The sequence below is a fragment of the Lysinibacillus sp. CTST325 genome (genome assembly GCF_054665055.1).
On record NZ_BAAFHO010000002.1, the window covers coordinates 22,448 to 47,679 of the forward strand.

Annotated in this window: 31 protein-coding genes; 16 read left to right on the forward strand and 15 right to left on the reverse strand. The window is 33.9% G+C overall.

The genetic code is table 11. The features are described from left to right. Positions 1-75: 75 nt before the first annotated feature. The 3 genes from ACYQ73_RS05480 (at position 76) to ACYQ73_RS05490 (ending at position 3,560) form a co-directional block, all read left to right on the forward strand. Entirely contained in the window at positions 76-981 is a 906-nt protein-coding gene (locus ACYQ73_RS05480; RefSeq protein WP_460011542.1) for a DMT family transporter, read from the forward strand. Positions 982-1,746: 765 nt separating this feature from the next. Continuing rightward, positions 1,747-2,439: an ABC transporter permease gene (locus tag ACYQ73_RS05485; RefSeq protein ID WP_460011543.1), complete on the forward strand. Its 693-nt coding sequence runs from the start codon at positions 1,747-1,749 to the stop codon at positions 2,437-2,439. Positions 2,440-2,816: 377 nt separating this feature from the next. Next, a complete protein-coding gene (locus tag ACYQ73_RS05490) occupies positions 2,817-3,560 on the forward strand; it encodes an amidohydrolase family protein (RefSeq protein ID WP_460011544.1) in 744 nt (247 codons plus the stop codon). 210 nt (positions 3,561-3,770) lie between these two features. Here ACYQ73_RS05490 and ACYQ73_RS05495 read toward each other — a convergent pair whose 3' ends face one another. Beyond that, positions 3,771-4,682 carry a DMT family transporter gene (locus tag ACYQ73_RS05495; RefSeq protein ID WP_460011545.1) on the reverse strand — a complete coding sequence of 304 codons (912 nt, stop codon included), beginning with the start codon at positions 4,680-4,682 and terminating at the stop codon, positions 3,771-3,773. A gap of 118 nt (positions 4,683-4,800) precedes the next feature. On the opposite strand from ACYQ73_RS05495, the gene ACYQ73_RS05500 reads away from it, so the two are divergent. The 3 genes from ACYQ73_RS05500 (at position 4,801) to ACYQ73_RS05510 (ending at position 7,194) form a co-directional block, all read left to right on the forward strand. Further along, the gene (locus ACYQ73_RS05500; protein ID WP_460011546.1) at positions 4,801-6,210 is read left to right on the forward strand and encodes an aminotransferase-like domain-containing protein; all 1,410 of its coding nucleotides are present in this window, start codon (positions 4,801-4,803) and stop codon (positions 6,208-6,210) included. Positions 6,211-6,231: 21 nt separating this feature from the next. Further along, on the forward strand, positions 6,232-6,879 hold the full coding sequence (locus ACYQ73_RS05505) for a DUF3267 domain-containing protein (protein WP_460011547.1): 648 nt from the start codon (positions 6,232-6,234) through the stop codon (positions 6,877-6,879). A 186-nt stretch (positions 6,880-7,065) separates the two neighbouring features. Continuing rightward, positions 7,066-7,194, forward strand: a complete 129-nt coding sequence (locus ACYQ73_RS05510; protein WP_460011548.1) for a hypothetical protein — start codon at positions 7,066-7,068, stop codon at positions 7,192-7,194. Here the strand turns inward: ACYQ73_RS05510 and ACYQ73_RS05515 are convergent. Then, complete coding sequence (locus tag ACYQ73_RS05515) at positions 7,191-7,652, reverse strand: putative iron-sulfur cluster-binding metallochaperone (RefSeq protein WP_460011549.1); 462 nt, start codon at positions 7,650-7,652, stop codon at positions 7,191-7,193. The genes ACYQ73_RS05510 and ACYQ73_RS05515 overlap by 4 nt on opposite strands. A 608-nt stretch (positions 7,653-8,260) precedes the next feature. Between ACYQ73_RS05515 and ACYQ73_RS05520 the strand changes: the two genes are divergently transcribed. After that, positions 8,261-8,479 carry a hypothetical protein gene (locus tag ACYQ73_RS05520; RefSeq protein WP_460011550.1) on the forward strand — a complete coding sequence of 73 codons (219 nt, stop codon included), beginning with the start codon at positions 8,261-8,263 and terminating at the stop codon, positions 8,477-8,479. 136 nt (positions 8,480-8,615) lie between these two features. Here the strand turns inward: ACYQ73_RS05520 and speG are convergent, their stop codons facing one another. After that, complete coding sequence (gene speG, locus ACYQ73_RS05525; RefSeq protein ID WP_460011551.1) at positions 8,616-9,131, reverse strand: spermidine N1-acetyltransferase; 516 nt, start codon at positions 9,129-9,131, stop codon at positions 8,616-8,618. Positions 9,132-9,260: 129 nt separating this feature from the next. Between speG and ACYQ73_RS05530 the strand changes: the two genes are divergently transcribed. Both ACYQ73_RS05530 and ACYQ73_RS05535 read left to right on the forward strand, forming a co-directional pair. Further along, complete coding sequence (locus tag ACYQ73_RS05530; RefSeq protein ID WP_460011552.1) at positions 9,261-9,476, forward strand: ATP-binding protein; 216 nt, start codon at positions 9,261-9,263, stop codon at positions 9,474-9,476. Between the two features lie 75 nt (positions 9,477-9,551). Beyond that, positions 9,552-9,725, forward strand: a complete 174-nt coding sequence (locus ACYQ73_RS05535; RefSeq protein WP_460011553.1) for a hypothetical protein — start codon at positions 9,552-9,554, stop codon at positions 9,723-9,725. A 736-nt stretch (positions 9,726-10,461) separates the two neighbouring features. On the opposite strand, the gene ACYQ73_RS05540 is transcribed toward ACYQ73_RS05535, so the two are convergent. Beyond that, positions 10,462-11,388 carry a DMT family transporter gene (locus tag ACYQ73_RS05540; RefSeq protein ID WP_460011554.1) on the reverse strand — a complete coding sequence of 309 codons (927 nt, stop codon included), beginning with the start codon at positions 11,386-11,388 and terminating at the stop codon, positions 10,462-10,464. A 208-nt stretch (positions 11,389-11,596) separates the two neighbouring features. On the opposite strand from ACYQ73_RS05540, the gene ACYQ73_RS05545 reads away from it, so the two are divergent. The 3 genes from ACYQ73_RS05545 (at position 11,597) to ACYQ73_RS05555 (ending at position 14,084) form a co-directional block, all read left to right on the forward strand. Continuing rightward, a complete protein-coding gene (locus ACYQ73_RS05545; RefSeq protein ID WP_460011555.1) occupies positions 11,597-12,082 on the forward strand; it encodes an Lrp/AsnC family transcriptional regulator in 486 nt (161 codons plus the stop codon). Positions 12,083-12,153: 71 nt separating this feature from the next. Then, a complete protein-coding gene (locus ACYQ73_RS05550; RefSeq protein ID WP_460011556.1) occupies positions 12,154-12,723 on the forward strand; it encodes a histidine phosphatase family protein in 570 nt (189 codons plus the stop codon). 140 nt (positions 12,724-12,863) lie between these two features. Continuing rightward, positions 12,864-14,084, forward strand: coding sequence for a phosphoenolpyruvate hydrolase family protein (locus ACYQ73_RS05555; protein ID WP_460011557.1), 1,221 nt, complete (start codon positions 12,864-12,866; stop codon positions 14,082-14,084). Here ACYQ73_RS05555 and ACYQ73_RS05560 read toward each other — a convergent pair. Next, positions 14,049-14,225, reverse strand: coding sequence for a hypothetical protein (locus tag ACYQ73_RS05560; protein ID WP_460011558.1), 177 nt, complete (start codon positions 14,223-14,225; stop codon positions 14,049-14,051). The genes ACYQ73_RS05555 and ACYQ73_RS05560 overlap by 36 nt on opposite strands. A 198-nt stretch (positions 14,226-14,423) precedes the next feature. Between ACYQ73_RS05560 and ACYQ73_RS05565 the strand changes: the two genes are divergently transcribed. After that, on the forward strand, positions 14,424-15,683 hold the full coding sequence (locus ACYQ73_RS05565; protein WP_460011559.1) for a Tm-1-like ATP-binding domain-containing protein: 1,260 nt from the start codon (positions 14,424-14,426) through the stop codon (positions 15,681-15,683). Continuing rightward, positions 15,649-16,470 (forward strand): phosphoenolpyruvate hydrolase family protein, encoded by an 822-nt coding sequence (locus tag ACYQ73_RS05570; RefSeq protein ID WP_460011560.1) that lies wholly within the window; start codon positions 15,649-15,651, stop codon positions 16,468-16,470. The genes ACYQ73_RS05565 and ACYQ73_RS05570 overlap by 35 nt, the downstream gene beginning before the upstream one ends. Before the next feature lie 292 nt (positions 16,471-16,762). Here the strand turns inward: ACYQ73_RS05570 and ACYQ73_RS05575 are convergent, their stop codons facing one another. Both ACYQ73_RS05575 and ACYQ73_RS05580 read right to left on the reverse strand, forming a co-directional pair. After that, a complete protein-coding gene (locus ACYQ73_RS05575; protein ID WP_460011561.1) occupies positions 16,763-16,945 on the reverse strand; it encodes a hypothetical protein in 183 nt (60 codons plus the stop codon). Positions 16,946-17,291: 346 nt separating this feature from the next. Beyond that, positions 17,292-17,690, reverse strand: coding sequence for a hypothetical protein (locus ACYQ73_RS05580; RefSeq protein WP_460011562.1), 399 nt, complete (start codon positions 17,688-17,690; stop codon positions 17,292-17,294). 443 nt (positions 17,691-18,133) lie between these two features. On the opposite strand from ACYQ73_RS05580, the gene ACYQ73_RS05585 reads away from it, so the two are divergent. After that, a complete protein-coding gene (locus tag ACYQ73_RS05585) occupies positions 18,134-18,385 on the forward strand; it encodes a hypothetical protein (RefSeq protein ID WP_460011563.1) in 252 nt (83 codons plus the stop codon). 15 nt (positions 18,386-18,400) lie between these two features. Here the strand turns inward: ACYQ73_RS05585 and ACYQ73_RS05590 are convergent, their stop codons facing one another. The 6 genes from ACYQ73_RS05590 to ACYQ73_RS05615 form a co-directional block, all read right to left on the reverse strand. Beyond that, a complete protein-coding gene (locus tag ACYQ73_RS05590; protein WP_460011564.1) occupies positions 18,401-18,496 on the reverse strand; it encodes an HXXEE domain-containing protein in 96 nt (31 codons plus the stop codon). Between the two features lie 76 nt (positions 18,497-18,572). Next, positions 18,573-18,758 (reverse strand): hypothetical protein, encoded by a 186-nt coding sequence (locus ACYQ73_RS05595; RefSeq protein ID WP_460012301.1) that lies wholly within the window; start codon positions 18,756-18,758, stop codon positions 18,573-18,575. A 184-nt stretch (positions 18,759-18,942) separates the two neighbouring features. After that, the gene (locus ACYQ73_RS05600; protein WP_370080233.1) at positions 18,943-19,092 is read right to left on the reverse strand and encodes a YjcZ family sporulation protein; all 150 of its coding nucleotides are present in this window, start codon (positions 19,090-19,092) and stop codon (positions 18,943-18,945) included. A 389-nt stretch (positions 19,093-19,481) separates the two neighbouring features. Beyond that, positions 19,482-20,111 carry a LysE family translocator gene (locus ACYQ73_RS05605; RefSeq protein ID WP_460011565.1) on the reverse strand — a complete coding sequence of 210 codons (630 nt, stop codon included), beginning with the start codon at positions 20,109-20,111 and terminating at the stop codon, positions 19,482-19,484. A gap of 695 nt (positions 20,112-20,806) precedes the next feature. Continuing rightward, positions 20,807-21,097: a hypothetical protein gene (locus tag ACYQ73_RS05610; protein ID WP_460011566.1), complete on the reverse strand. Its 291-nt coding sequence runs from the start codon at positions 21,095-21,097 to the stop codon at positions 20,807-20,809. A gap of 132 nt (positions 21,098-21,229) precedes the next feature. Continuing rightward, complete coding sequence (locus ACYQ73_RS05615) at positions 21,230-21,511, reverse strand: hypothetical protein (protein ID WP_460011567.1); 282 nt, start codon at positions 21,509-21,511, stop codon at positions 21,230-21,232. Positions 21,512-21,916: 405 nt separating this feature from the next. Between ACYQ73_RS05615 and ACYQ73_RS05620 the strand changes: the two genes are divergently transcribed. Next, entirely contained in the window at positions 21,917-22,510 is a 594-nt protein-coding gene (locus ACYQ73_RS05620) for a helicase (RefSeq protein WP_460011568.1), read from the forward strand. A gap of 275 nt (positions 22,511-22,785) precedes the next feature. Here ACYQ73_RS05620 and ACYQ73_RS05625 read toward each other — a convergent pair whose 3' ends face one another. Further along, positions 22,786-23,421 carry a GDSL-type esterase/lipase family protein gene (locus tag ACYQ73_RS05625; RefSeq protein ID WP_460011569.1) on the reverse strand — a complete coding sequence of 212 codons (636 nt, stop codon included), beginning with the start codon at positions 23,419-23,421 and terminating at the stop codon, positions 22,786-22,788. Positions 23,422-24,393: 972 nt separating this feature from the next. Continuing rightward, positions 24,394-25,167, reverse strand: a complete 774-nt coding sequence (locus ACYQ73_RS05630; RefSeq protein WP_460011570.1) for a MerR family transcriptional regulator — start codon at positions 25,165-25,167, stop codon at positions 24,394-24,396. Positions 25,168-25,232: the final 65 nt, after the last annotated feature.

Below are 25,232 nucleotides of genomic sequence, written 5' to 3' on the forward strand. Positions count from 1 at the left end.
TTGTTCTTTTTTACAAAACAATGTTCATATGTTTAAAAATTTAAACATTGTTCGAAAGAATAGGAGGATTAAATAATGGGGAATATTAAAAATCAATCAAGAAACATGTATTTATTAATGCTGCTCGTTCCTTTGTTTTGGGGTGGAGCATTCGCGACAGCGAAGCATGTCATTACGGAAGTTCCACCACTTGTTGCAGCTACGCTACGTTTTGGCATAACAGGAATAATACTCGTTACAATCATAACAATTCAGAAAGAATGGCAGTGGCAAGTAATCAGAAATCGATGGAAAGGTTTATTATTTATTGGATTTATCGGAATTTTCGGCTATAACGCTTTCTTTTTTACGGCATTGAAGTATACTTCTGCGACAAACGGTGCGTTAATTATAGCTGCAATGCCTGTATTCACTATGCTAGGGGCCGTCTTATTAGGTAAAGAAAAATGGAATAACAAATCTGGAACAGGTTTAGCTTTATCGATGATTGGAGTAATTATTGTTATTGTCAAAGGGTCACTTTCTGAATTACTATCTCTTTCTTTTAACTTAGGAGATATTCTTTTTGTCGGAGCACTTTTATGCGGAGTTATTTATGCATTAATGGGTGAATCCATGCTTAAAGGTATACCAGTAATGCTATCGAATACTATTATGATGTTATCTGGTGCTGTTTTCCTAGCAATCAGTACGGTATTTGAAGGAGGGTGGGATCAAGTAGTCAATCTGTCGGCTCAAAGTTGGATTGAAATGTTTTATATGGTCGTTTGTGGGACATTGATTGGCTATGTTATTTTTAACAAGGGTGTAGAAAGCTTAGGAGGTAGTAAAGCAAGCTTGTATTTAAACTTGACGCCTATAGTCGCAACATTACTTGCAGTTATTGCGTATGGTAGCTCAATTACATTGATACAAATCGTTGGGATGGTGCTGGTGTTGGTAGGTGTCTATATTGCTACTAATAGTCAGGTAAAAGCATAATAGAGAATACATAATCATTTTGAATTGGGTAAAGAAATTTAAATACTTCTGTCTTAACGAATAACCCGACTCCAAGTACTTTATTCAGAACGACGTGCTATTCAATAAATGTAAACTTTTCAATGTCATAAGGTAAAACCAAGATACCAGGTATTCATTAATTTGAGCCTGGTATTTTTTTATTAGATAATTTCTCTCGCTTTAAAATGAATCAATTTGTCTTTCCATCAGGTTTTCCAAACAAATTAAATTAGCAAAGTTAGAACGACTTACCAATCGTGTAAGTTTATGACAATTAATAATTTTGTAAGGAATGAGTAAGAAAAAAGAGATGATCGATTCGTACAATTAAAGTACATGAAAGGGGAGATTTTATTACGGATTAAGAGCGCTAAAAAGATATCAATTAATGTCAGCTACTCTTAAAAAACATAGCTCTTAAGAGAAGTATTTCTTAAATAAACGAACGGAGAGAAAATCCATGCTTAAATTGATGGAACTAGGATGGAAAAAATATCGATTATCTAACTATTTTATAGAAATAATCATTTGTATTGTGGCGGCCTCCTGTCCTGTTGAACTTTTGTCGTGGGGATTTAAAGATGGAAGCGGACTAATGCCATTATTGAATATTCTTATCAAAACAACAGTGACTATTATTTTAGCTATTATTTTATTACGTTTAATAATTGATAAATGCAAGAATAGTTATGGTCTACCAATATTCAACATAATGAGTATTGTTTATATAGGAGAGATGGTTCTATGCTACATTTACTGAAGCTGGAAATGAAGAAATTTAAAGTAGGTTGGTATGTAAAAGGTGCGATTATTGCAAACATCATTATAACTGCAGTAGTGTGTTTCGTAATTTATATAGCACAAAGAGAAGGGGATATTCCCATTTCAACATATGAAGATGTTTATGTACTGATTGGTGCAAGTGTGAGGGCAACGTTTATTGTGTTTGCCTCTGTATTAATTGCAAAACTAGTTATTGAAGAGTATAAAAACAGAACAATTTTGATTATGTTTACTTATCCGGTTAGTCGTAAGAAATTGATTGCTAGTAAACTGGCCTTGATCGCTTTTTTAACCTTAATGACTATGATGTTATCAAATATCGTTGTAGCTGGACTTTTTTCGATCATCAATATTTATTTTCCTATCGTTCCATTTACAATAACTGCAAACCAGTTCATAGGTGAAGTCATAAACATAATACCTTTTGCTATTGCCGCAACAGGAACAAGCTTAATTCCATTGTATTTTTGGATGCGTAACCATTCAGTTCCGGCTACAATTGGTTCATCTTTACTTGTGGTGGCAATTGCTTGTGCTTATAACCCAGAAATATCATTAGTAACCTTCATTCCACTGCAATTAGGACTTGCAGCAGTTGGGGTAATAATTGCGTATTTAGGTATTCGTAATATTGAGAACGTGGATGCGAAGTAACTTGAAGTCGATAAAACGGTATTATTAATGAATATTTGTACTTACAATAAAAAATGTAACGAGAGAAGGCAACAAGAAATGGGAATGATTATAGGCGCATTTTTGGGTTAATTTTATGATTTTAAGCAGCATGATATTAGTTTGGATAAGCAAGAGAAAGCAATATGGATTATGGTTGCAGGTTATAGTGCGTCAATTATATCTGGAAGCACAAGGGATTTTTATTTAGACTCAAAACATTTGATGGAGGAATTTTTGCATTACGATAACGTCTAGAGTGCACTAGGTGATAAGAATAAATTATGGGTTTGTATAAAAAAACATAGATTTCCTTTATGCTTTTTATTTGATAACGTAAAAGAAAGGAGGCGGGAAAAATGAGAATTTTTGATGCACACTTTCACATTATTGATTTTGATTACCCTATTACTGAAAATCAAGGATATGTACCACCTAGCTATGTTGTAGAGGATTACCAAAAAGAAACAGCGACTTATCATATTGTCGGTGGTGCAATTGTATCAGGTTCTTTTCAAGGTTTTGACCAAGATTATTTAATGAATGCTTTAGAGAAAATGGGTTCTGCATTTTGTGGTGTTACGCAACTACCGTTTTCGGTGACAGATGATAAGATTATGGATTTACATAAAAAAGGTGTGCGCGCACTACGATTCAATGTGAAACGGGGCGGTTCCGAGGATTTAACGAAGCTCGATTACTTTGCGAGACGTGTGTATGATTTAGTTGGTTGGCATAGTGAATTATATATCGACGCAAAAGATTTGCCTGAAATTGCACCAACGATTGAAAAATTACCAGCGATTTCAATTGATCATTTAGGGTTATCCGAGAAAGGATTACCTCATTTGTTGCGACTAGTAGAAAAAGGTGTACGAGTAAAGGCGACTGGTTTTGGTCGTGTAGAGCTCGATGTAGAACAAGCTTTGAAATCTATTCATGCTGTTAACCCAGAGGCGTTAATGTTCGGCACAGATTTGCCGTCCACACGAGCAAAAAGACCTTTTGCTTATGCCGATATTGAACTAATTCAAGAATTGTTTGATGCAATGTCAGCTGAAAAAATTCTTTACCAAAACGCGATGAATTTTTATTTCAAATGAGTTGCTAGAAGTACTGTTTTACTGTATTTCCTAATGAAATTTTAGAAATCGCTAATTGCCTTTCACATCAAATGTGGAGGGTTTTTATTTCGTGCTGTAAAATTATTTAATAAAATTAAAAAAAGGACAACAGGTATAGAGCGTTTACTACACTAATACCCATTGTCAACAGTCTGTAATGATCAAGGGAGTCATTTGCAATCGAGACAGTTAGTTTAAATTTTGAGGATTGTTATTTTCTTTACTAATATCTTCTTTCTTTATATTTGCAATAAATACACCTACTAAAGTAATCAAGCCACCAGTTATAGCAGAAAAATGCGGAACCTCACCAAGCCAAATCCATGCGATAAGAAATGCAAAAACAGAGGTTAAATAAAGCGTACTTGTTGCTTCAGCTGCCCCTGTTCGCGAAGTAACATAAGCTAGTGTAAAATAAGGAATGATTGTTGGAAAAATTCCAAGATACAAAATGACTAATGTTGCATTTAACGGTGCATCCATTATTGCTTCACTTAGGCCAGGTGAGAATAGTAACATAAAAATAGTACCTGACCAAATGGCGTACATCGTAAAGGGAATAGCGCCGTATTTTTCTAGATAACGATGTTGAAAAACAAAGTAAATACTTTCTGAAAGGGATGCTATTAAAACGATAATAATCCCCGTATTAAAAGAAAAACCTTCAGTTGAACCTCCTACTGTAATAAATGCTACACCAGAAAAGCCAAGCAGTGAACCTACCCATCCCCATAATCCAAGCTTCTCACGATAAAAGAATACAGCTAACATAGCTGTGAATATAGGGGTTGTGGAAACAAGTAAACTTGCAACCCCGGCACTAATCGTTTGCTCTCCATAATTTAGTGCTACTTGATACACGGTGAAACCTAAAAAGCCAAGTAATAAAATAATGGGGATATCTTTTAACGCAGGCAAAGGAGTTTTCGTAATAACTGCTATGATTATTAAGACGAATGAGCCGACTAATAATCGTAAAAGTGAAATATGCTCAGGTGAATAGGCCGTTAATGCCACTCGAATTCCTGGAAAAGCGGATGCCCATAAAATGATTGTTATGAAATGAGCGGAAATAATCTTAAAATCTAATGTTTTTAACATGAATACACCTCGTTATCCAACCAATTATATTTATGTTTTCAATATTAATAGGATTTTGGTAAAATTTCTCCAACAGGTTAAAATAAAAAAACCAACCAGTTTAGAAAAGAGAGTACATATGAAAAAACCAAAATATCAATTGATTATTGATTTTATAAAAGAAAAAATTGCTAAAGGGGAGTGGGCAATCGGAAGTCCCATACCAAGTCAACGTAATTTGGCAAAACAGTTTGAGGTTAATCGTAGTACAGTCATAACGGCATTAGAAGAACTAATGGCTGATGGGCTACTAGAAGGTAAAGCAGGGAAGGAAACAGTCGTCACCAATAATACTTGGACTTTGATGGGGGAAAAATCCTCGACTAACTGGAATGAAAATGTCAGATTAGGCATTCATAAACCTAGCGTTTCGATGGTGCAGGAGATTAACGAAGCGGAATCAAATACAAATCTTATTCAATTGAGTAAAGGGGAGCTATCACCAGAGATGTTTCCGCTAGAAGAGATGAAAACCATCGTTCAAAAGGTTTCGAATCAATTAACCTCGTTTGGCTATGAAGAGCCGAAAGGAAATATAAAACTACGGCAAGCCATTAGTGACTATTTAAAGGTTAGAGGGGTCGAAGCGTCTCCGTCGTCTATTCTCGTTGTTTCTGGTGCGCTCCAAGCTTTACATTTAATTTCGATTGGACTACTAAAAAGAGGTTCTACGGTATTGCTAGAGATGCCGTCTTATCTTTACTCGTTGACTGTTTTTGAGTCTGCGGGGATGGAGTTGCAAGGATTAGCAATGGACAATGAGGGGATTATCATCGATTCAATTTATCCGACAAAGGAAAAAGGAAAGAATATTTTATATACGATTCCAACTTTCCATAATCCAACAGGCGCCTTAATGCAAGAATGGAGACGAGAGAAATTAATTGCCTATTGTGAAAGAGAGCAGCTGCCAGTGATAGAAGATGATGTGTACCGTGATTTATGGATTGACAACCCACCACCTAAACCACTGAAAGCAATGGACCTTTACGGAAATGTACTATATGTTGGAAGTTTATCCAAAACCCTTAGTCCAGGATTACGAATTGGTTGGATTGTTGGCTCGGAGTCAGTCATCAATCGATTAGCAGATTTAAAAATGCAATCCGATTATGGATCAAGTACTCTTTCACAACTCGTTGCTGCAGAGTGGCTATCTAGTAATTTCTATGATGATCATCTTGATAAAGTAAGAGAACAACTTAGCATTCGTAGAAAAGTTGCTTTAGATGCAATGGACAAATATTTGAGTCCTTACGCTACGTGGGACATCCCAAAAGGTGGATTGTTCATATGGGTTAAAATAAAGCCTGAGTTTAAAGTAAAAAGGCTATTTGAAAAAGCATTATCCAACAATATTCTTCTTAATCCTGGTAGCATTTATGCTGAAAAAACAGGACAGTTTATAAGAATCTCTTATGGGTATGCTTCACTCGATGAAATGAAGGAAGGGATTTTCAAATTAAGTGAAATTATTAAAAATCAATAGATCGTAAAATGGAGGAGTTAAATGAAAATACTAAACAAATTGCCAAAAAGTAACCAGAATTTACATGTAGACTTAATTAACAATGGCTGGATTCCGATGAAAGAACCTAAAAATTTAACTAGTGCTATATTGTTATCTATCCCTTTAATGATTGTCGCTTCAATGATTTCTATTGGGGTAATAAATATCTTTTCTAGTATTTCTTTGAGAGATTTCGGATTTACATCTGGTGGAATATCAATAACCATTAACTTAAGCGTTATTTTGGGGATCGTCTTACTATTAATCATTCACGAATTACTTCATTTGATGTTCATTCCTAATTTTATGAAATCAGAAAAAACATCTGTAGGGCTTACTCTGTTCGGGGGTTTTGTCATTACGGAGGAGGAGATTTCAAAATCAAGATATATAATCATTACGATTGCTCCTTTTCTGATCATTTCTATAATATTCCCGCTAATTCTAAGTGTACTTGGACTCTTAACATCGACATTGAAGTTCTTGATCATACTAAACTCAATGGGATCGTCAGTTGATTTACTAAATCTTCTTCTTATAATGAAACAGGTACCAAAAAATGCAACTTTAAAATGTAATGGACCAAACACTTATTGGAAAACGCTCAGACTGAACAAAAAGGGTAAAAATGAACAAATAAATCAGTAATAGAAACATTGAAAGAGGAAGAAGAAATGAGTTGAGCATACAGGTAACTCTCTTGAGTTTATTGCAAATAGTTGCCCCAATTATTTACGAAGAATAATAGTTGAAGGTTGGCGGGGATGAAATAGCACTTCACCATAACGTGTGGTTGATTTCCGTTCCGGCTAGGCGCTTTCCTGGAGGCGTCCGATGAGCCGCTTCACTCGCGATGCTCGCTGCAGGGTCTCATCTGTGACGGTAATCCCCAAGGAGTCGCCCAGCCTCCACTCCAATCAACTTACATACATGATATACGTTTTAACAAAGAAAGATAATTAGGTTAGACCTTTTATATATTTCGTAACATTCCCTAAACAACAACTACCTTGAGGATTGTTTACCTCACAGCCACAACGATTTTCTTTTATATTTGCTCGAATATGTTCTAATGGATTAGGAGCGAGCTCATTTTCAACATATTGTTTAATTTTTTCTTTAGTCCAATCAAAACAATAACAAACCGGTGTACTTAATGAATCATCCTTTTGATGTACGGCAACCTTTATATCAGATAGAAGGTACTCCTTATTACTGGTATCAAAATAAACGACATAACAATCATTAGTAGAACAAAAATAGTGATTTTCCATAGCGTTTATAGATCCTAATACAGATGGTTTCATCATTGATTTAATTGTTATTAGCTGCACATTTTTAGCTTTATTTTTGCAAGAAGGACATACAATAGCGTTTTCATTTATATTTTTTTTATGGCTACTATCACAACAGTTTCCCATCATTTTTCCACCTTTACTTATTATTTTTAGTCTCTAAAAGTTTCAATAACAGGATAATCGCACATCATTTTTTGGTTAGAATTGATAATTTATCTTATATTAAGTATAAATCATTATGCTAAGGTACAGGGTAAAGAAAATTAATAATTATTTGATTCAACTAATCAATTTTCAGATTAACAACAAGATAGTGAACACGTATGAAAAAATGACGAGTTACTTACATAAATTGCACCTTCAATTGTAGTTAGTGTGTAATGTCCTCTTTGGAGCAATTGAATATTCTTTTACAATAGTCGCTGTTAAGGCATATGTCCGTGGTCATGATATGTTAACAGTAGATGGATTACTACAAAATTTCGAGGCTCACTACTCGAATCTAAAAGCATCCCTAAGGCTACATTGCAAACAAAGTGGAATTAAGATTGGTGTGGAAGAATAATTTTTTTCCGTAAAAAAGGAGATTTATAGAGTAGAAAATAGTAAAATTGATAAGCTGATAGCCAAAAAAGTATTTGTTTGGGAATTTTACGAGTGTTAACGAAAATGAACAAACACGTCGAGGTTCATGTCAGAAGGATCATGAATTAAACGTGAAGAGGGGACTATTGGAAATGTTTATAGTGGCAATATTGATTACTTTAATTTTCGGCAGTATTTCTTATATGCTGTTGAAGCATCCTGAGGGTGCTATACAGATGAGTTCCTTTTCAGATGAATTCAAAAAGAAACCATTTTTTAAAATGTTCCTAAAGTTTATGGGTTGGTGGTTTTTATTACTGGTGATAGCAGCATGGGTTGTTGCATTCATCTCCTTGTTTGAATGAAGTTATAAACTTTTTGAGGAAATTTGACTGAATGAAAAAAGCCGTAGCGTAGTAATACGCTACAGCTAAAAATTGGTTATGCCCATCAATGACTTTTTCATATAAGCATTATAATACATAAGAAGGGCAAGTATTGCTATATTTGGTTATTAAACTCATATTGGAATATACACATGCGAAGGGCGTCTCGATATTTACCTTCAGTAAAAAATTCTTCTTTAAGTTCTCCCTCAATATGAAATCCAGCTTTTTTATAAATGTAAATGGCTTTTTCGTTTTGTTTATCAACAATTAAATATAGTTTGTGTAGATTTAGAATATGAAAAGCGTATTTCATTGCCAAAATAGTAGCAGAGTAGGCAAATCCTTTTCCTTGGGAATTAGGATCAATAATAATTTGAAATTCTGCATTGCGATGGATCAGGTCAATTTCAACTAATTCCACTAGCCCAAGAATTTCCTTTTCTTTTTCAACTATAAAACGTCTTTCACTTTGTTTATGGATATGCTTTTCAAATAAATCTTGTAGTTCTACAAAAGATTCGTATGGTTCTTCAAACCAATATGACATGATTCTAGAATCATTATTTAATGTATGAACATATTTTAAATCTTCTCTTTCTAACGGTCTTAACTTGATACTTTCTGACATAATCGATGTTCCTCCTAAATGTATAAAAGTGTATGTTTTACATACAAACATTTATTCCAGGAATAAACTATATGCTGTATAGTAACTATATAGTCAAGGAATTTACGAAAAAATACTTTTCAGAGGTATATGGTAAAATACAGCGGGGAAGGCATTCCGGAAAATGTATTGCCTCATATCTTCAAACCTTTGTACCGCGGAGAGTACTCTCGTAATCGTCAAACAGGAGGTTCGGGTCTTGGATTAATTACTATGCATATTTTTGTCTTTCTCTGCCAAACCCGTTTGATGTACCTGAGGAAGGAAAGATGTTTAGTGATTCTGTCAAGAAGACAGGGAGATTAATAAAAATGCTTTAAGAGCGCCCCTTTGGCCAAGTTTACAATACAAATTTAGTGAAAAGAAGGTAGATTACTATTTATGTTCTCAGGATTTGAATGGTTACCTAAAAAATGGGGAAAAAGAAAAGTTTCGGAGCGGTTTCTTCAAGCAAAATTTACTGAAGAAGGTAAAGGGAGTACGATTACTACATATGCTATTGATTTATATATAATATCGATTCCTTTAGAAGTGAAAAAATATAATTCACTTTAACTTCTTTCAGCGGGTGTTCAAACATCCGCTGAAATAGAGGAACTCAGACTAAGAACGCCATGTCCTGTAGCAAATTATCAAATTGGTCTGTATATGCACGATTTTATATAGACAGTGCACCAGCAGCGTTTTTCTGCAAAATCTCAAAAAGCCTTGTATTAACTGCATTCATACGCCTTTACATAAAAAACTGTATTGACATTTATTTAGGAACTTTTTTATTGTGGTTGGATAGCTAGACATCTGAATTTTGATTATTATATTTTAAGTTTTTTAACTTAATAATGCATAGCATTATGACTAAAATCATCAGAAATAGACCTAGATAGAGTAGCCCTTTTCCTAAGGGATAGTTTATTGCATATTCTTTTTGAAATTCCAATAGCTCTTTACTACTTATAGAATTAATATCTTGTAAAGGGAAAAGGATTGTTTGTAATATATATCCAATTATTATTGAACAAAATGATAAAAAAACTATGCTGAAAAGTGTTATTTTATTAAAAATAAATCGCATAATGTCACCTCGATTTTTTCTCTATTTCTTACATAGACGTTTTCACTCAATAAAGGTTGTTCAATACAAAAAAGTCCCAAAGCAAGGTTCGGGAACTTTTTATACTTAATACTTATTACGCATTTTTAGGACGTGACCCTTCTATAGACAATATTTGAGAAATCAGCCTACCTTTAATGAAGCATCTTATTCTGTCTATATAAAGTTTTTACTTTAATATTAGTTAATGTGTTTTATTGACCTAGACTTGAAGGAGAATTTCTTTAATTGATTGGTATTTGATTTAAAATGCGAAAATAAAAAACAACCCATAATAACAATCAAACCCCCAACCCCTTGCGTCCAAGAGATGCTCTCTCCTAAAAATAATAACGCTAAAAGTGCTGTGAAAATCGGATTGAAATTAAGGAAAACACCAGATGTGGTAGCCCCTAATTTTTGAATTCCAATGCTCCAAAGTACCATACAAACGACAGTGGAGATAAACCCTGTATATAAAATTGATAATATAAAAGAATGATTAACATTAGAAACGGTAAAATCCCTAAGGTTAAATGGCAATAGGATTAGAAGTCCAAATATTCCTGAATACAAAGTTGACATTAGTGGCGAGGTAGTTTTCATTGCCCATTTATTACAAACAGAATAAATTCCCCATACACATACAGCTGCAAGCATCCATAAATCACCCACATTAAAATGAAAAGACAATAATAGGCTGATATTCCCCTTTGAAAGTACGAGAAGAACACCGAACAGGGAAAGTAGCATTGCAAGTGCTTGAAGTATATTCATCTTTTCCTTTAGAAAAACAATTGAAAAAATCGCAATTGAAATTGTATTTAATGTAGAAATGAAGCCAACATTCGTCGACGTAGTTCTTTCCAATGCTAAAAATTGAAAGATATTGAACAATACCACACCTGTAACGCCCATTAACAATAAAGGGAGGAGGGCATCTCGAGAGGGAAGTAATCTTTTTTCTTTCCACCATACCATTGGAAGAAGCACAGCGACTGCAATGATCCATCTTAAGCTCGTCAATGTTAAGGGAGAGGCATGATCAACAAGAGATTTGGCAACTACAAAATTGCCTCCCCAAAGTAAACTAGTTAAAAGCATTAATAAAACATAGATATTCGGCAAATGACGATCTCTCCTTTGATTCTCGTATGTATAATTGATTTTTTTGGATAAAAGAATAATAACATTTTTACCTTTTTAACTGTATAATATTTTGTGTAGTGAATAAAAAACGAAATGACAGTAAGAATAATTGAATTTTACGGAATAAAATTAATAATAGTTGCCAAATGTAGAGGGAATTTCGAATATAAAAAAGGAGGAAAATAGCTTGAAAGATGTTGAAAGGAAAATATTAGATAGTGTTGATACTCAAATACTAGATATTTTGCAGAGGGAGGTTCACCTAAGTAATGCAGAGATAGCGAGACGGGTGAATTTGTCCCCACCGGCAACCCATACAAGAATAAAACGTTTAGAAAGTGAAGGGTTTATTGACAAACAAGTGGCCATTTTAAATCACGAGAAACTGGGATTCGATTTATTGTGCTATGTTTTCATGAGTACAAATATTCATCAAGCAAAGGAATTAGAAGCTTTGGAAAATGCCTTGAAAACAATGACAGAAATATTAGAATGTCATTGTTTAACAGGAGAGTATGATTATCTGTTAAAGGTTATTATTCGAGATCGAAAAGAATTAGATCGCTTTATAAGAAAATTAAATAGACTGGGCATATCCCGCATTCAAACGAACTTATCTTTACGAGAAGTTAAATATTCCACAGTCTTACCAATATCAGAAGTTGATCAGTAGAAGTTCTATGGATTTTTAGCTTCGTCACATAAATGGTTTAGCTCAAAAAATTAAGCACTATAGGAGGCATTATGAAAACATTCATATATATGGTACGACACGGAGATTCACCGAAAGACGGAAATGAGAGAACGAGAGAATTAACTGAAAAGGGTAGATTAGACGCTCAACGAATAACTGATATTCTACAAAAAGAGGGCATTGATACTGTTATCTCGAGCCCGTACCGTCGTTCAATCCTAACTGTTCAGAAAATAGCTAATCAAATAGAAAAAGAGGTCATTGTATTTGAAGACCTTAAAGAGCAAATATTTATTGCTGGTGATAAGCGAATTTCTGACAAGGAATTATTCCCTTTATTAGAAAAGTCATTTTCTGACCCGACTTATGCTCTAGAGGGAGGCGAGTCCAATTTTGCCTGCCAGAAACGTGCTATTAAAGTTTTAAACGAATTATTAAATACATATCAAGGACAGAAAGTAGTAATCGGCACACATGGTGCTGTTATGACATTAATGATGGGGTTTTATGATAGTAAATACGATTTAAACTTTTTATTACATACAACAAAGCCAGACATATACAGAATGGAATTCGATGGGCAAGAGTTGGTCGATGTAAAAAGATTATGGGAGATTTAAGTGAGGGTTTTTATTATTTCTAAAGCTGGACTAAATTGCCATTTAAGAAGAGTTATGAATTAAAAACAAGTGATTTTTACCGCATTTTATAAAGTTAGGATATCCGTAGTAAATAATGTATTAGTAGAGGTGAAAATTAAATGGAGGATAAGCTAAATAAGAAATATGAAATAAAAAATAATATAAGAAAACAAATTAATAAAAATAGTTATATTTTAGGTGTTGCTGCTGGTTCTGGAATGACAGCTAAATACGCAGAACAAGGTGGCGCAGATTTTATTTTAGCTCTAAATTCAGGAAGATTCAGATTAATGGGGGTTAGTTCATTAGCTGGTTTTTTACCGTATGCAAATAGCAATGATGTTGTTATGGATTTTGCGTGTAAAGAGATCATTCCTATGATCAAAAAAATTCCAGTTTGTTTTGGCTTATGTGCAACAGATCCAACAATTGAATTAGATAGTTATATCGATTTAATTCAGCAAAGTGGATTTGCGGGCATTAATAATTATCCAAGTATAGGTCTTGTAGATGGTCTTTTTAGAGAAGCTTTAGAGGAACAAGGGATTACTTATAAAAAAGAGGTAGAAGCTATTCGTATCGCTAATGAAAAAGGGTTGTTTACAGTGGCCTTTGTATTTAACGAAGAACAAGCAATAAGTATGATAGAGGCCGGTGCAGATATAATTTGTGTTCACTTAGGTTTAACGAATGGCGGTTCACTAGGAGCTAAAAAGATTTTATCTTTACAGGCTGCCAAAAGGTTGGCGGTAAATATTTTTAATAGATGTAATGATCTAAACCCTAACATTATTAAAATGATTTATGGAGGCCCGGTTAATAAACCAATAGATGTTCAATATATGTATGATGATACTACTATTATGGGTTATATCGGAGGTTCTGTGTTTGAAAGGATTCCAAATGAACTAGCTCTCATACATATTACGAAATCATTTAAGCAAACTAACGATTTTCAGTTGGATGATTTAATCGGTAAAATTACTGATGGTCTAGGAAGTCAAGCTGATTATATTAATTTTGTGAAGAAATACATTAGTTTGCATTATATGGATGAAATATCATTGAATGAAGTGGCAGAAATATTAAATTTGTCTCGTTCTTATTTAAGCACATTATTCAAAAAAGAAGTGGGTATTTCATTTACAGAATATCTTATTAATTTTCGACTTAATAGGGCAATTGAAATATTAAAATTAGAAAAACTACCACTAAATAATATTGCCGAAATGGTAGGTTATCCCGATTATACTCACTTTAGTAAAATATTTAAAAAATATAAAGGTGTTTCACCACAAAACTATTTAACTTCTTTCAACAGGTGTTTGGACAGCCGCTGAAATAGAGGAACTCAGTCTAAGAACGCCACATCCTGTGGCAACGACTGAGTAACCAACTTCGGTGCTGTGTTGCTGTCGCTTCGCTTTCGCACAGACAAAAACACGTTGCTGCCGCTGCGTTAGCACTATGCTTTCGCGCAAATAACATCTGCAGGCCTAAGCACAAAGCCGATTCCAGACGCAATTATGCCAAGGCATAATTGATAATATAACAAAGAGACAATTTTATAGAACAAAAACACATTAACTCGCCTAAAAGAAAACGGTATTATGAAATGGAGTAATAAATGAAACCGCTTTCTTATATGATTTTAAAGATCAAGAAGGGAGAGAGTTAATATGAAAACAATTGCTTTGGCGGGAACATTTGATTCAAAAGGAAAAGAATATTTATATGTAAAAGAGTTGATTGAATCGTTAGGTTTCAATACTTTCACGATCCATACAGGTGTTTTTACACCAGCATTCGAGCCTGATGTATCAAATGTTGAAGTAGCGGCTGCAGCTAGAGAAGATATACAAGAAATTGCAGCGAAAAGAGACCGAGCAAATGCAACAGCAGTTTTTGCTAAAGGGATGGAAGTGCTTTTACCGAAATTGTATGAAGAAGGTAAATTCGACGGTGTACTATCTTTTGGAGGTACTGGAGGGTCATCTATTGTAACAACTGGTATGAGGGCATTACCAATTGGTGTTCCTAAAGTAATGGTTTCAACAGTCGCTTCAGGCAATACGGAGCCTTATGTAGGGACTAGCGACATCATGATGATTCCGTCAGTAGTAGATGTAGCTGGTTTAAATGTAATTTCGACAAAAATATTTACGAATGCAGTATTTGCGATAGCAGGTATGCTTAACTTTGAAAATAAAACGATCGTGAAAAAGAAACCTCTTATTGCCGCAACTATGTTCGGACTGACAACACCTTGTATTAATAAGGCTAAAGATTTCTTAGAAGCTAAAGGATATGAGGTATTAATTTTCCATGCAACGGGTGTTGGTGGTCGTACAATGGAAAATTTAATAGCTAATGGTTTTATAGATGGTGTTCTTGACATAACAACTACTGAATGGGCGGATGAGTTAATTGGGGGTGTATTGAAAGCTGGACCGCATCGTTTAGAGGCAGCTTCAAAAAAACAAATTCCCCAAGTTGTATCAGTTGGTGCAATAGATATGGTTAACTTTGGTCCATTTGATTCTGTCCCTCATAAATTTGAAGGAAGAAAATTTTATAAGCATAATCCAACAGTAACTTTAATGCGTACATCTGTTGAAGAGAACAAGCAAATAGCTGAAGTGATTGCTGAAAAACTATCCTTAGCTAAAGGGTACACGGCATTATTTTTACCGTTAAAAGGGCTCTCAGGCCTTGATGTTGAAGGACAGCCTTTCTACGGTTTAGAGGAAGACAACATGTTATTTGATACATTAAAAGAAAAGGTTGACCAACATAAAGTGGAAATGATTGAAATCAATGCGGATATAAATAGTGAAGAGTTTGCACTAGCTGCAGCGGAAAAATTAATTGAATTAATAGAAAATAAAGCGAGGGACAACGATCATGTTACAGAGACAAGAAATATTGAATCGTTTTAAAGAAGAAATTAAAAAAGGAAATATTCTTCTAGGTGTTGGCGCGGGTACAGGAATTACAGCTAAAAGTAGTGAAGCTGGTGGAGCAGACATGTTGATTGTCTATAACTCAGGTCGTTATAGAATGGCTGGCCGTGGTTCGCTAGCTGGTTTATTATCGTATGGTGATGCTAACCAAATTGTTGTTGAAATGGGTAATGAGGTATTACCCGTTGTAAAGGATACCCCAGTACTAGCAGGTGTTAATGGAACAGACCCTTTTAAAGTGATGGGCGTTTTCTTAAAGCAGCTGAAAAATCAAGGGTTTAGTGGCGTTCAAAACTTTCCTACAGTTGGATTAATTGACGGTGTTTTTCGTCAAAATCTAGAGGAAACAGGAATGGGCTATGATTTAGAAGTAGAGATGATTAGAGAAGCTCATAAATTAGATTTACTAACTACTCCATATGTTTTCGATGAAGAGCAAGCAAAGAAAATGGCTGAAGCGGGTGCTGATATTTTAGTGGCTCACATGGGATTAACAACAAAAGGAACGATTGGTGCACAAACTGCGCTAACTCTAGATGACTGTGTCGATCGAATCCAAAAAATTATTAATGCTGGTAAGTCTATAAATCCTGATATATTAGCGATTTGCCATGGAGGTCCAATTGCAGAACCGGAAGATGCTGCTTATATTATTGAAAGAGTAGATGGAATTGTTGGATTCTTTGGTGCATCTAGTATTGAAAGATTTGCTGCAGAAAAAGGAATAAAGGAGCAAACTGAAGCTTTTAAGGGTATAAAATAATTAGCTCGTTTTCTCTCATGATAGTCTAGTCACTCATAAGTAAACATGAGTGACTTTTTTGTATGCTACGAAGCCCTCTTGCTAAGCGGGGGGATTTAGAAAGAAAAGTGAACTGTATGTGATGAAGCGGAATGACGTGTTGAGCTGGCGTTCAAAAAACTTCATGTCCGAAATATAGGCAGTGAAATAGAACCGGAAAAGAGATTATTAATTTGTGTAGCTAAGCTAAGAGAATCTTGAGAGAAAATGTGAAATAGTAATAAGAAAAGCGTTACAATAAAGCAACGCAAGTTCAAGAAATTCTAGACAACTTTACAACACTAAAAATAAAACCAATCAATCCGCAAATAAAGAACATATATGCTACTAGCATTGACATACTTTCTAAGTTGTTTGTAAAGATTCTATATCCTCCTACTGTACCTAATGCCAAACCACTAACCGAGTTAAGTAATGTTCTATTCTTTTCTGTCAAAAAAACACCTCCAATAATTGGATTGGTAATATGTTAACATAAATTTTGTTGTTAGTTAACTTATTTCGGGAGATTTTTCCTTATGGAATGTCATGCAAGCATTATGAAAACAGGTTATTTTATAGGTACATGATTCTTTTAACTGGTGTTTTATGCATGCACAGACTGGTAGCAGAGGCTTCCGCTATTTGGGTCAGTTTGTAGATGATATCACTCATATGAATTATAAGTACCTTCTGATTTTTTTGTGTTACCGTAATATGTAAATAAAAGATTAAAGGAAAAAAGGTAAAAAACACCGGAAATATATTACCTCAAAAATGAAGGTATTATGTTTCTGAGAATATTATCGAAGTAAAGTTAAAAAAGAAGAAACAGCATAAATCATTACACCAATACCTATGATTACCAATCCCATATCGATCAGTCTCAAATAGCTCGATTCTTTTTGCATCTCCTTATAATTTTTTGTCGTCAAAAACGCACCAGGCATCATTATGACCGCACAAGCTATATACGAAACAATTCCTCCGCCATCAATCTTACCTTGATGGATGATTAGCATCGCTATATAGTTTATACCAGACACAATTGAAAAAGACGACATTTCCTTCCTTTCTAATTTTCTAGCTTTCTTTTTCGATACTTTATACCATTGCTTCACATCTTCTTGTGATACATACTGCTCAGCAACAGCTTTTACTTGTTCCGCATATTCTTTTCGAACCTCGACTGTATAAAACACTATGTATACTTCATCATTATTTTTCGAGCGGAATCTTCCAGACGATTGCCTTAATATATCTTTGGATTCCTAGTTCAAACGGAAAGTTACTTCTTATTAAGTGTTCGATAATTGCCTGGACAGTATCTTCTGAATGTCCAACTAATATTTTCTTTTGCACCTCTTACGAAACAAGTTAAATAAGTTTAAGGTCTTAAATTACATGTGAATATGTTTTTATAAACTAATCAACTTAATTGGTGGGAATAAAATCTGTATGTAGGGTGCTGGACTTAATTTTTCTGTGAAAATCCATGGAATTTATACAAACGACAGCGGTTTGGGTTAAGACTATTTACTACATCAGGACATATTGAAAATGAAAATAATTAAAGAAAACGAGTGAATCAACATATTTTTTTGAATATAATGTTTGAAACTAAAAGAATTAGGGAGATGGTGAAGTGAGCGAAATAGATAAACGAAACAGATTAAGCGAAGAACCATTTGATTATCAAATAACGAAAAAAGGAACGGTTGTCATAAATTACGAAGGGAAACAAATTAAAATTGTAAAGGATAGGGAGGCTGAGCGTCTTATAGCGAGGATCAAAGAAGTCGAAGATAATATAACAGCCGTACAGTTATTATTAGCTAAAATTACGGGTAATTTTAAGCGAGGCAACGAGAAATTTGGAAAATATAAAAGAAAGTAAAAAAGGCTTTACTCCCTAATTTTGCGAAGGTGGGTAAGTGAATATAAGAAAATGTGCTGTATAAAGGCCAGGAGTATATGTCTTTAAAAAGATTGTTTGTATGATATGCACAAGATTATGTAAGAGAACGAAGCATAAAAAAAGATATAAATAATACTACTGTCCAATTATTTTCTATAAATTGAACTTAAAAAAATACAATACTTGAAGTCACTAAAAAAATAAATACATCTCTTTTAGCAAATGAATGTGAATTGATCTTCCAAAACTTCCAAATTAGCAGTTTCAAATTGTTATTAGTGTTTTTAACAAGATGATTTGTTTTTTGTGACCAGTTTTCAACAGTTATTATTTCTTCAAAATCATGAAGCATAAAAATAACAACAAAAAGCCAAATTGCGTTGTAATTCAATCTGAAACATTTTTTAGTGTAACCTCCACAGTTGTTTTAAAATAATGTGTATTTTTACATTACCATTGATTACAAAAAATATAAAATAATCTATTTGAATAAAAGGGTCACCAGGCTGGGGGGGGCGACCCTTAAATCGAAAAAGTTAATACTCTCTATTCATAAAAGTAGCGCCGATAATAATTAGCAGTATAAATAGAACTACAATTAAGGCAAATGTTGAACCATTACCATATCCGCCGCCGTAATAGCCACAGTTATTAATTCCACCAACATTTCCACCATAGTATCCCATAAAGCACACCTCCTTTCTACAATATATAATATGTTAGCTGTAGAGAAGGAGTGGGGTGTTAAACCATGCAGCTATAGGCATTAAAAAATATTTTTTTGTGAGATAAGAAAATAAAAAAGGGTCACTTGGGATAGGAGTGACCCTCAGTAAAACCTTCGGAGGTGTAAGGCTAAATTAGCTTTACCTTACTATTATTATGAAGTGATAGCTATGTTTGTATAGTGAATTGTCTGTGAAATAGATTAAAAAATAAAAAAGCCGTAGCGTTTTTACCTGCTACATTAAACACTAAAGAACAATATGAGAGAAATGTACAGTGAAAAGAAGTGGATAAATAAAAAACAGACCCTTCAATATGAAAGGACTGTTGGGGGCATTGTTATTCAAATTTATTGCGGGGCTTCCGTTTGAAGTAACTTTATCCCCATTCCAATAAATATCATTCCTGTTATCTTATTCAGGATCATTCCTACCTTTTGGTTGCCTCTTAGTTTTTTAGTAATGTACGAAGAGAAATAAGCAACAAATAAGCACCATAGTAGTCCAGTTGCTGTAAAAGTAAGTCCTAAAATTAAAAAAGGAATAGGACCTGATGCCTTAATATCTATAAACTGCGGGAGAAACGCAATAAAAAATAAAGAAACTTTTGGATTCGTTAGACTTGTTAAAAGTCCCTGTATATAAATTTTCCTTAAGTTTAAATTATTTGAGGACGCTTCGAAACCTATGTTTGACTTATCCAGTATCATTTTAATTCCTAGATAAACGAGATAAATAACACCAATGATTTTAATAGTATTAAATAATACAATAGATTTTGTAAGTATGAGCGATAAGCCAAAAGAAACTAATAACGTATGAACTAAGGAGCCGGTAATAATACCAAACACAGAGTAAATACCAGCTTTTCTACCTTGCGAAATACTTCTACCGACAATATACATGGTGTCCGTACCAGGGATTAGATTTAATAAAAAACCTGTTAATAAAAACATTTCATAATTAATAATACCGTACATTAAAGCACCTCTATCTCTTTTTTTGGGGTGCCCTTATCGATATTAAAGTAAATGAATGAAAAATAAAAGCATTAATTACAGATTTTCCGAACCACACCTGAAGGATTGGGATTTCCCATTCAGAAATATTAAAGTATGCTTCTAAATCAATCGAGCTTCAAGTTGTTGAGGCTGATGAAACTATCAAAACAGAGGTTTCTGAAGATATGAGCGATGTTATCACTGACTATTCAGTTGTGGTAGATGAATCAGTCCAAGAGGAATTAATCGTTGAACAGTAACGTACCCCGACAAAGTCCTTCTACCTGCATGAATATTCCAACAGAAATCAGTCGTTTGGTGCTGGAATGTAAGACTAAACTTGTCATTTCTTGCGCTTACCCGGGAAATTATTTCTTATTTCCTAACCTGTAAACACTTATCAAATAGCTATTGGTATGGCTGATAAAAAATGGTTGATGCTTCACAATATGGTTTTTGTTAATTAAGTCTGTGGTTAAAAATTTGAATATTACGTTAAAAGGGAAGGCAAGGGCAAATCGGTAAATTCAGATACGTCTATACAACTTTTTGGAACGACCCTCGTGTGGTTGAGTAAATGACAGCAGAGGATAAATACTTCTTCCTGTATTTACTGACAAATAAAAAAGCAAATAGCTTTTGTTTAGGTTAACTCAATGGAAAGTGCTGGAGCGTTACTGCAGCGCTTCAGAGACCAACACAAGCTTAATAAAAACAATGAAGAAACTCGTGAAATAGCTATGTGCATCAATAATATTTCGAACATCTGTGAAAGTAGGAGATGAATCAAGAGATACACCAAAACCTGTATAATCTTTTTCATTAAAATACGATTTCATTTCAGATGTCACATTTGCACTATTTACCCCAGTTTTATTAATATGGTTCATTAAAACACCCAGTCTATTTGCTACGTTAATCCAACTATTCGATGTACTCAGTTTAGGATAGCCGTTTGCATCCAATTGAGGGAGGCAGTGACTGTCCACCAACGCCACGACCTAATAAGTGCGTGCGATACACTCAACATTAATTGTGCATATGGATGTTACCCATACATTAAAAAAAGCTGCAGCGTCGTCACATGCTACAGCAAACTAACGAACAATATGAGAATAAAACGAAAACAGGAAATAGACATATTCGTCTATTTCCTGTTTCATAGTTTTTAATTTTGCTTTATGTTTTGCTTTTGGAATCGAGTGATACTGCTCGTATCGACACATTCTACATGAACAATGAATTTTTCCTTTGCTCAATTTGCCGCGTGCAGGCATGTATTCACTTTTTTCTAACCAAACATTTTTTAAAATAGTCCATTTCTTTCGAATAATTCGCTCTCTTTGATGGCGAATATAGGCTTTTGAACGATTTTTCATAAAATATCAGCTCCCTTGAGAAACCCAAGCTTGCAGGGAGGTCAAGGGATGTTACGGCACGCCCTACAAGCTTGGTATGTTGCTGATATACTGGATTAATTGATTCATAGTATCATTCCTTTTTATATGAAATTATTATAACAAAATTATATTTTTAATGCTAACAACAGCTGCATTGGTGCAAAGTTAGCTATGTACGACAATTTTTAGAGTAAGAAATAGTATTTTGAGATAGATGATGAAGTAGCCGGAAGGTTGCTTCTTTTTTAATGATTTTTTTCTTCCATCAACTAACAGCACAGGTTAGTTAAACAAGGAAAATTATTGGTAATTGTAGAATAATTAAATATAATCTTCTATAATGTATTTTCAAACTGTTACCAAATTTGATAGGAGTGACTACAATTGCGTTTTGATAATAACGAAATATACCCACATTGCCCATTTATCACCAGAACTGTGGAAGTTGGAGGTCTTACTAAATCACAGCTTATTCAGAAATTGCAACAGTACTCTATCTTGATGAATGAGTATGGAGAGAAGTTATTTACTGATGATAAATTTACGACTTCTAATAAGAAGTACAGCCTGCAGACTGTAGAACTAACTGTTGGAGACCTTGGTTTTCCTGATGGAGCTAATACGGATCGAATCTTTAAAAGAGCTGAGGACCTTGGTTTGAAATTGTGTCCGCTGGAGCTGGGACCTCACTTAAGGATGGAGTATCTGGATCAAACTGAAGGTTATTCAGGGGATTCTTTACAGCAACAACAAGCTCCATCTGGCTCCATAACAATTGCATCCGAAATACTAACTGAAGACGATAATTTTCCGAAAGGTTTCTATCTTAGACGAATTAACGGTGTTTTATGGCTTCGTGGATACTGTGCTGATCATCTACACGTCTGGAATCCTAACGATCATTTTATCTTTTGTCAAAAAACGCTACAGGAAAAGAATAAAGAATTTGAAAATGTGAATAAGATGAATGCGTTGTAATTTCCCTAAAAAGAGGAATCTATAATTCCACCATTTTTGAGGAGGTTATAAATGAAATATAAAAAAGAATTATGGCTGTTGTATTATTTATTTTATTAGGATTAGCTATTTCTTTGAGCCTTCGAAGAAATATAGTGATTTTCCTGTATATGGTTCAAAGATCCATTTTCATTAAATTGTAAAAGGCTGACAATGATGGTCAGCCTCTTGCTAGAAAAATAATAAGTAAGAGCTCAAAAACAAAAAGGATTACATTAAAATGACAGCCATTAGCCTTATAACGGGGAATATCCGAGCCTACTTAGAGCTAATGCCATTTGATAGTATCCCTTACTATTAGGATGAATTCCTCCTGATGATAATAAAGCTTTTTCATTCCCCTTAAATACACTATAGATATCAGCTACTTTAACATTCAATTCCCGACCAAAACTGTTAATTAATGAATTAAACGCTCTAATACCCTCATCTGCTATAGGAATATCGGTAAATGGATTGTATAAATTCTGTAACCGTAAAATATATTTATCTTGTTTGTCTAGGTGGTGAATTTTTTCTAATATTTTTGAGATGTTTTTCCCTGATTGCTTAATAGCACGAGATATACCTTCTTCGTTTTTATTTATTAGAAATTGTTTAGCAGCTTTTATTAAATCATTCCCTCCAGCTGTTATCGTGATGATATTTGCATACTTTACTGCTTCTGTCACAATCGGGGCATTAAGCATAGTTAAAACATCCTCTGTCGTTGCTCCTGACCTTGCATGTTTTTGATAAGAAATACGCTTTTTTAAAATTTGCTGGCTTAGATATCTATAATATTCAACATACCCAGGATCCAAAAACGGAACGCCGATACCCACAGAAAGGGAATCGCCTATCGCAAGATAACGTAAATGATTGAAATCCATATTTCACCTCAACTTATTAGTTATGTTCTTATAATATTCAGTAAAAGATGAATGTGGAAACGATGCCTAGACAAAGTTAGCTTTAAGCGGGGACAAACAGTAAATTGCAATCGATAAAGGTAGAGGAAAAGCAACGAAAAGTTATGGAAATCAACTCAAAATAACCCTGTGAGGCTGCAGAAGGGCACTCTACTCTTCAAGGTTACTTTTAAAACTGTTCAAACTAATCGACTTGATAGTAAACGACAAAAGAAGAACAGCCATCTATTTATGAAAATATATCAAAGAATCATTATCAAGACGCATAAATTAATTAAGAAGACTAACTAAAAATGATAACTACAACTGATTTAAAAGTTCAAAGCAACAAGTTCTATCAATTCAAACAAAGCCTACAACTATTGATAACTACTTAAAACAAATGGCACAGGCTTTACCAAAACACATGGATGTTGACTGTTTAATGTGACTAGCTATATGACTACAATTTTAATTTATCATCGGTTAAAAAAGGATGATTGGATCTTCCGAGACTTAGTGGTCATATCCAGTCGATTTATGCAGTGTGCGAGAAAGATAGTTTGAGTTAGATCCTAAATTAAAACGCAAGCCTTGCATGGCCGTAGATGAAGGTGTTTTTTAGGTGTTTAAGGGGTAGCTCATTTCAAAGATAGAGGTTATCAATTTGAGTTCATACTATAAGCCGAAATGAAAAGCGCCAAGAACGGTTATACGACACATGTGGAAGTACCTACTGATTAATGTGGAAATGAACAACATGTAGGTTATGACGAGGGCACAGTGCCGAAACATGAAATGAAAGACACCACACCATAAACTGAGTTTTTCGTCCTGAATGTGAAGTGAAAATTGAAGTAAATGAATAACGTACCACACAAAGTCCTTCTCCTGTAGGAATATCCAAACAGGAGAAGGATAAAAAGTAGGGGCCATATGCCCCTACAAATAGAGCTATTTTTCTTCCATTTCTACTTGCTTCATATAAAACTCTATTGCTTGATTAAACCATTTTTGTTCATCCTCAGTGAAAGGAGAAGTTGTCATATATTCAAGTTCTTGAATATCCAGTTCTTCCACATTAGTATCAGCTAACTTTTGTATTAAATCGTCACCAAGAAATGAAAAAATTGAATCTAAATAGTTTTTGACCATCTCTTGTACTTTGGAGTCATTTATAGGTTTACCATATAATTGTTTCATTTCTTTAGATAATTGAATAAATGTTTTATCCAAAGTAATTTTATCTTCCTCTGATTTGATTGAAAGTTCTTCTGTGATGTCGGTTAAACTATGACGTTCCATCCATTCTTCATGTTTATGTTCTACTTTCATATTGTATATAAGGCTAAATAATATCGTACTATCTACTTCTCCTTCTTCTTCGACTAACTTAATTACTCTTTTAATTGCTTGCATTGATTGTTCAATTTTTTCCTTTTCACTTACTAAAGCATTTAAATGCAGAGATAAACTTTCATTCAAATCGACGTTAAAACTTGACTCATGTATTAAATTTGCTATTTTATCTAGACTATACCCTAGGAATTTTAGGCTAATAATTTTTTGTAAGGTAATAATATCTTGAAAATAGTAAATGCGATGCCCTGAAGAAGGACTCTTTTCGGGTTGTAATAAACCAATTTCATCATAGAAATGCAAAGTAGGAATTGGAATTCCTGTCTTTTCAGAAAATTCACCAATAGAAAACTTTTTAACCTTATTCATCAAAATTCCTCCTATCAAAAGTATAGATTTATCATATAACCTAAAGTAACTTGAGGTTCAAGTGG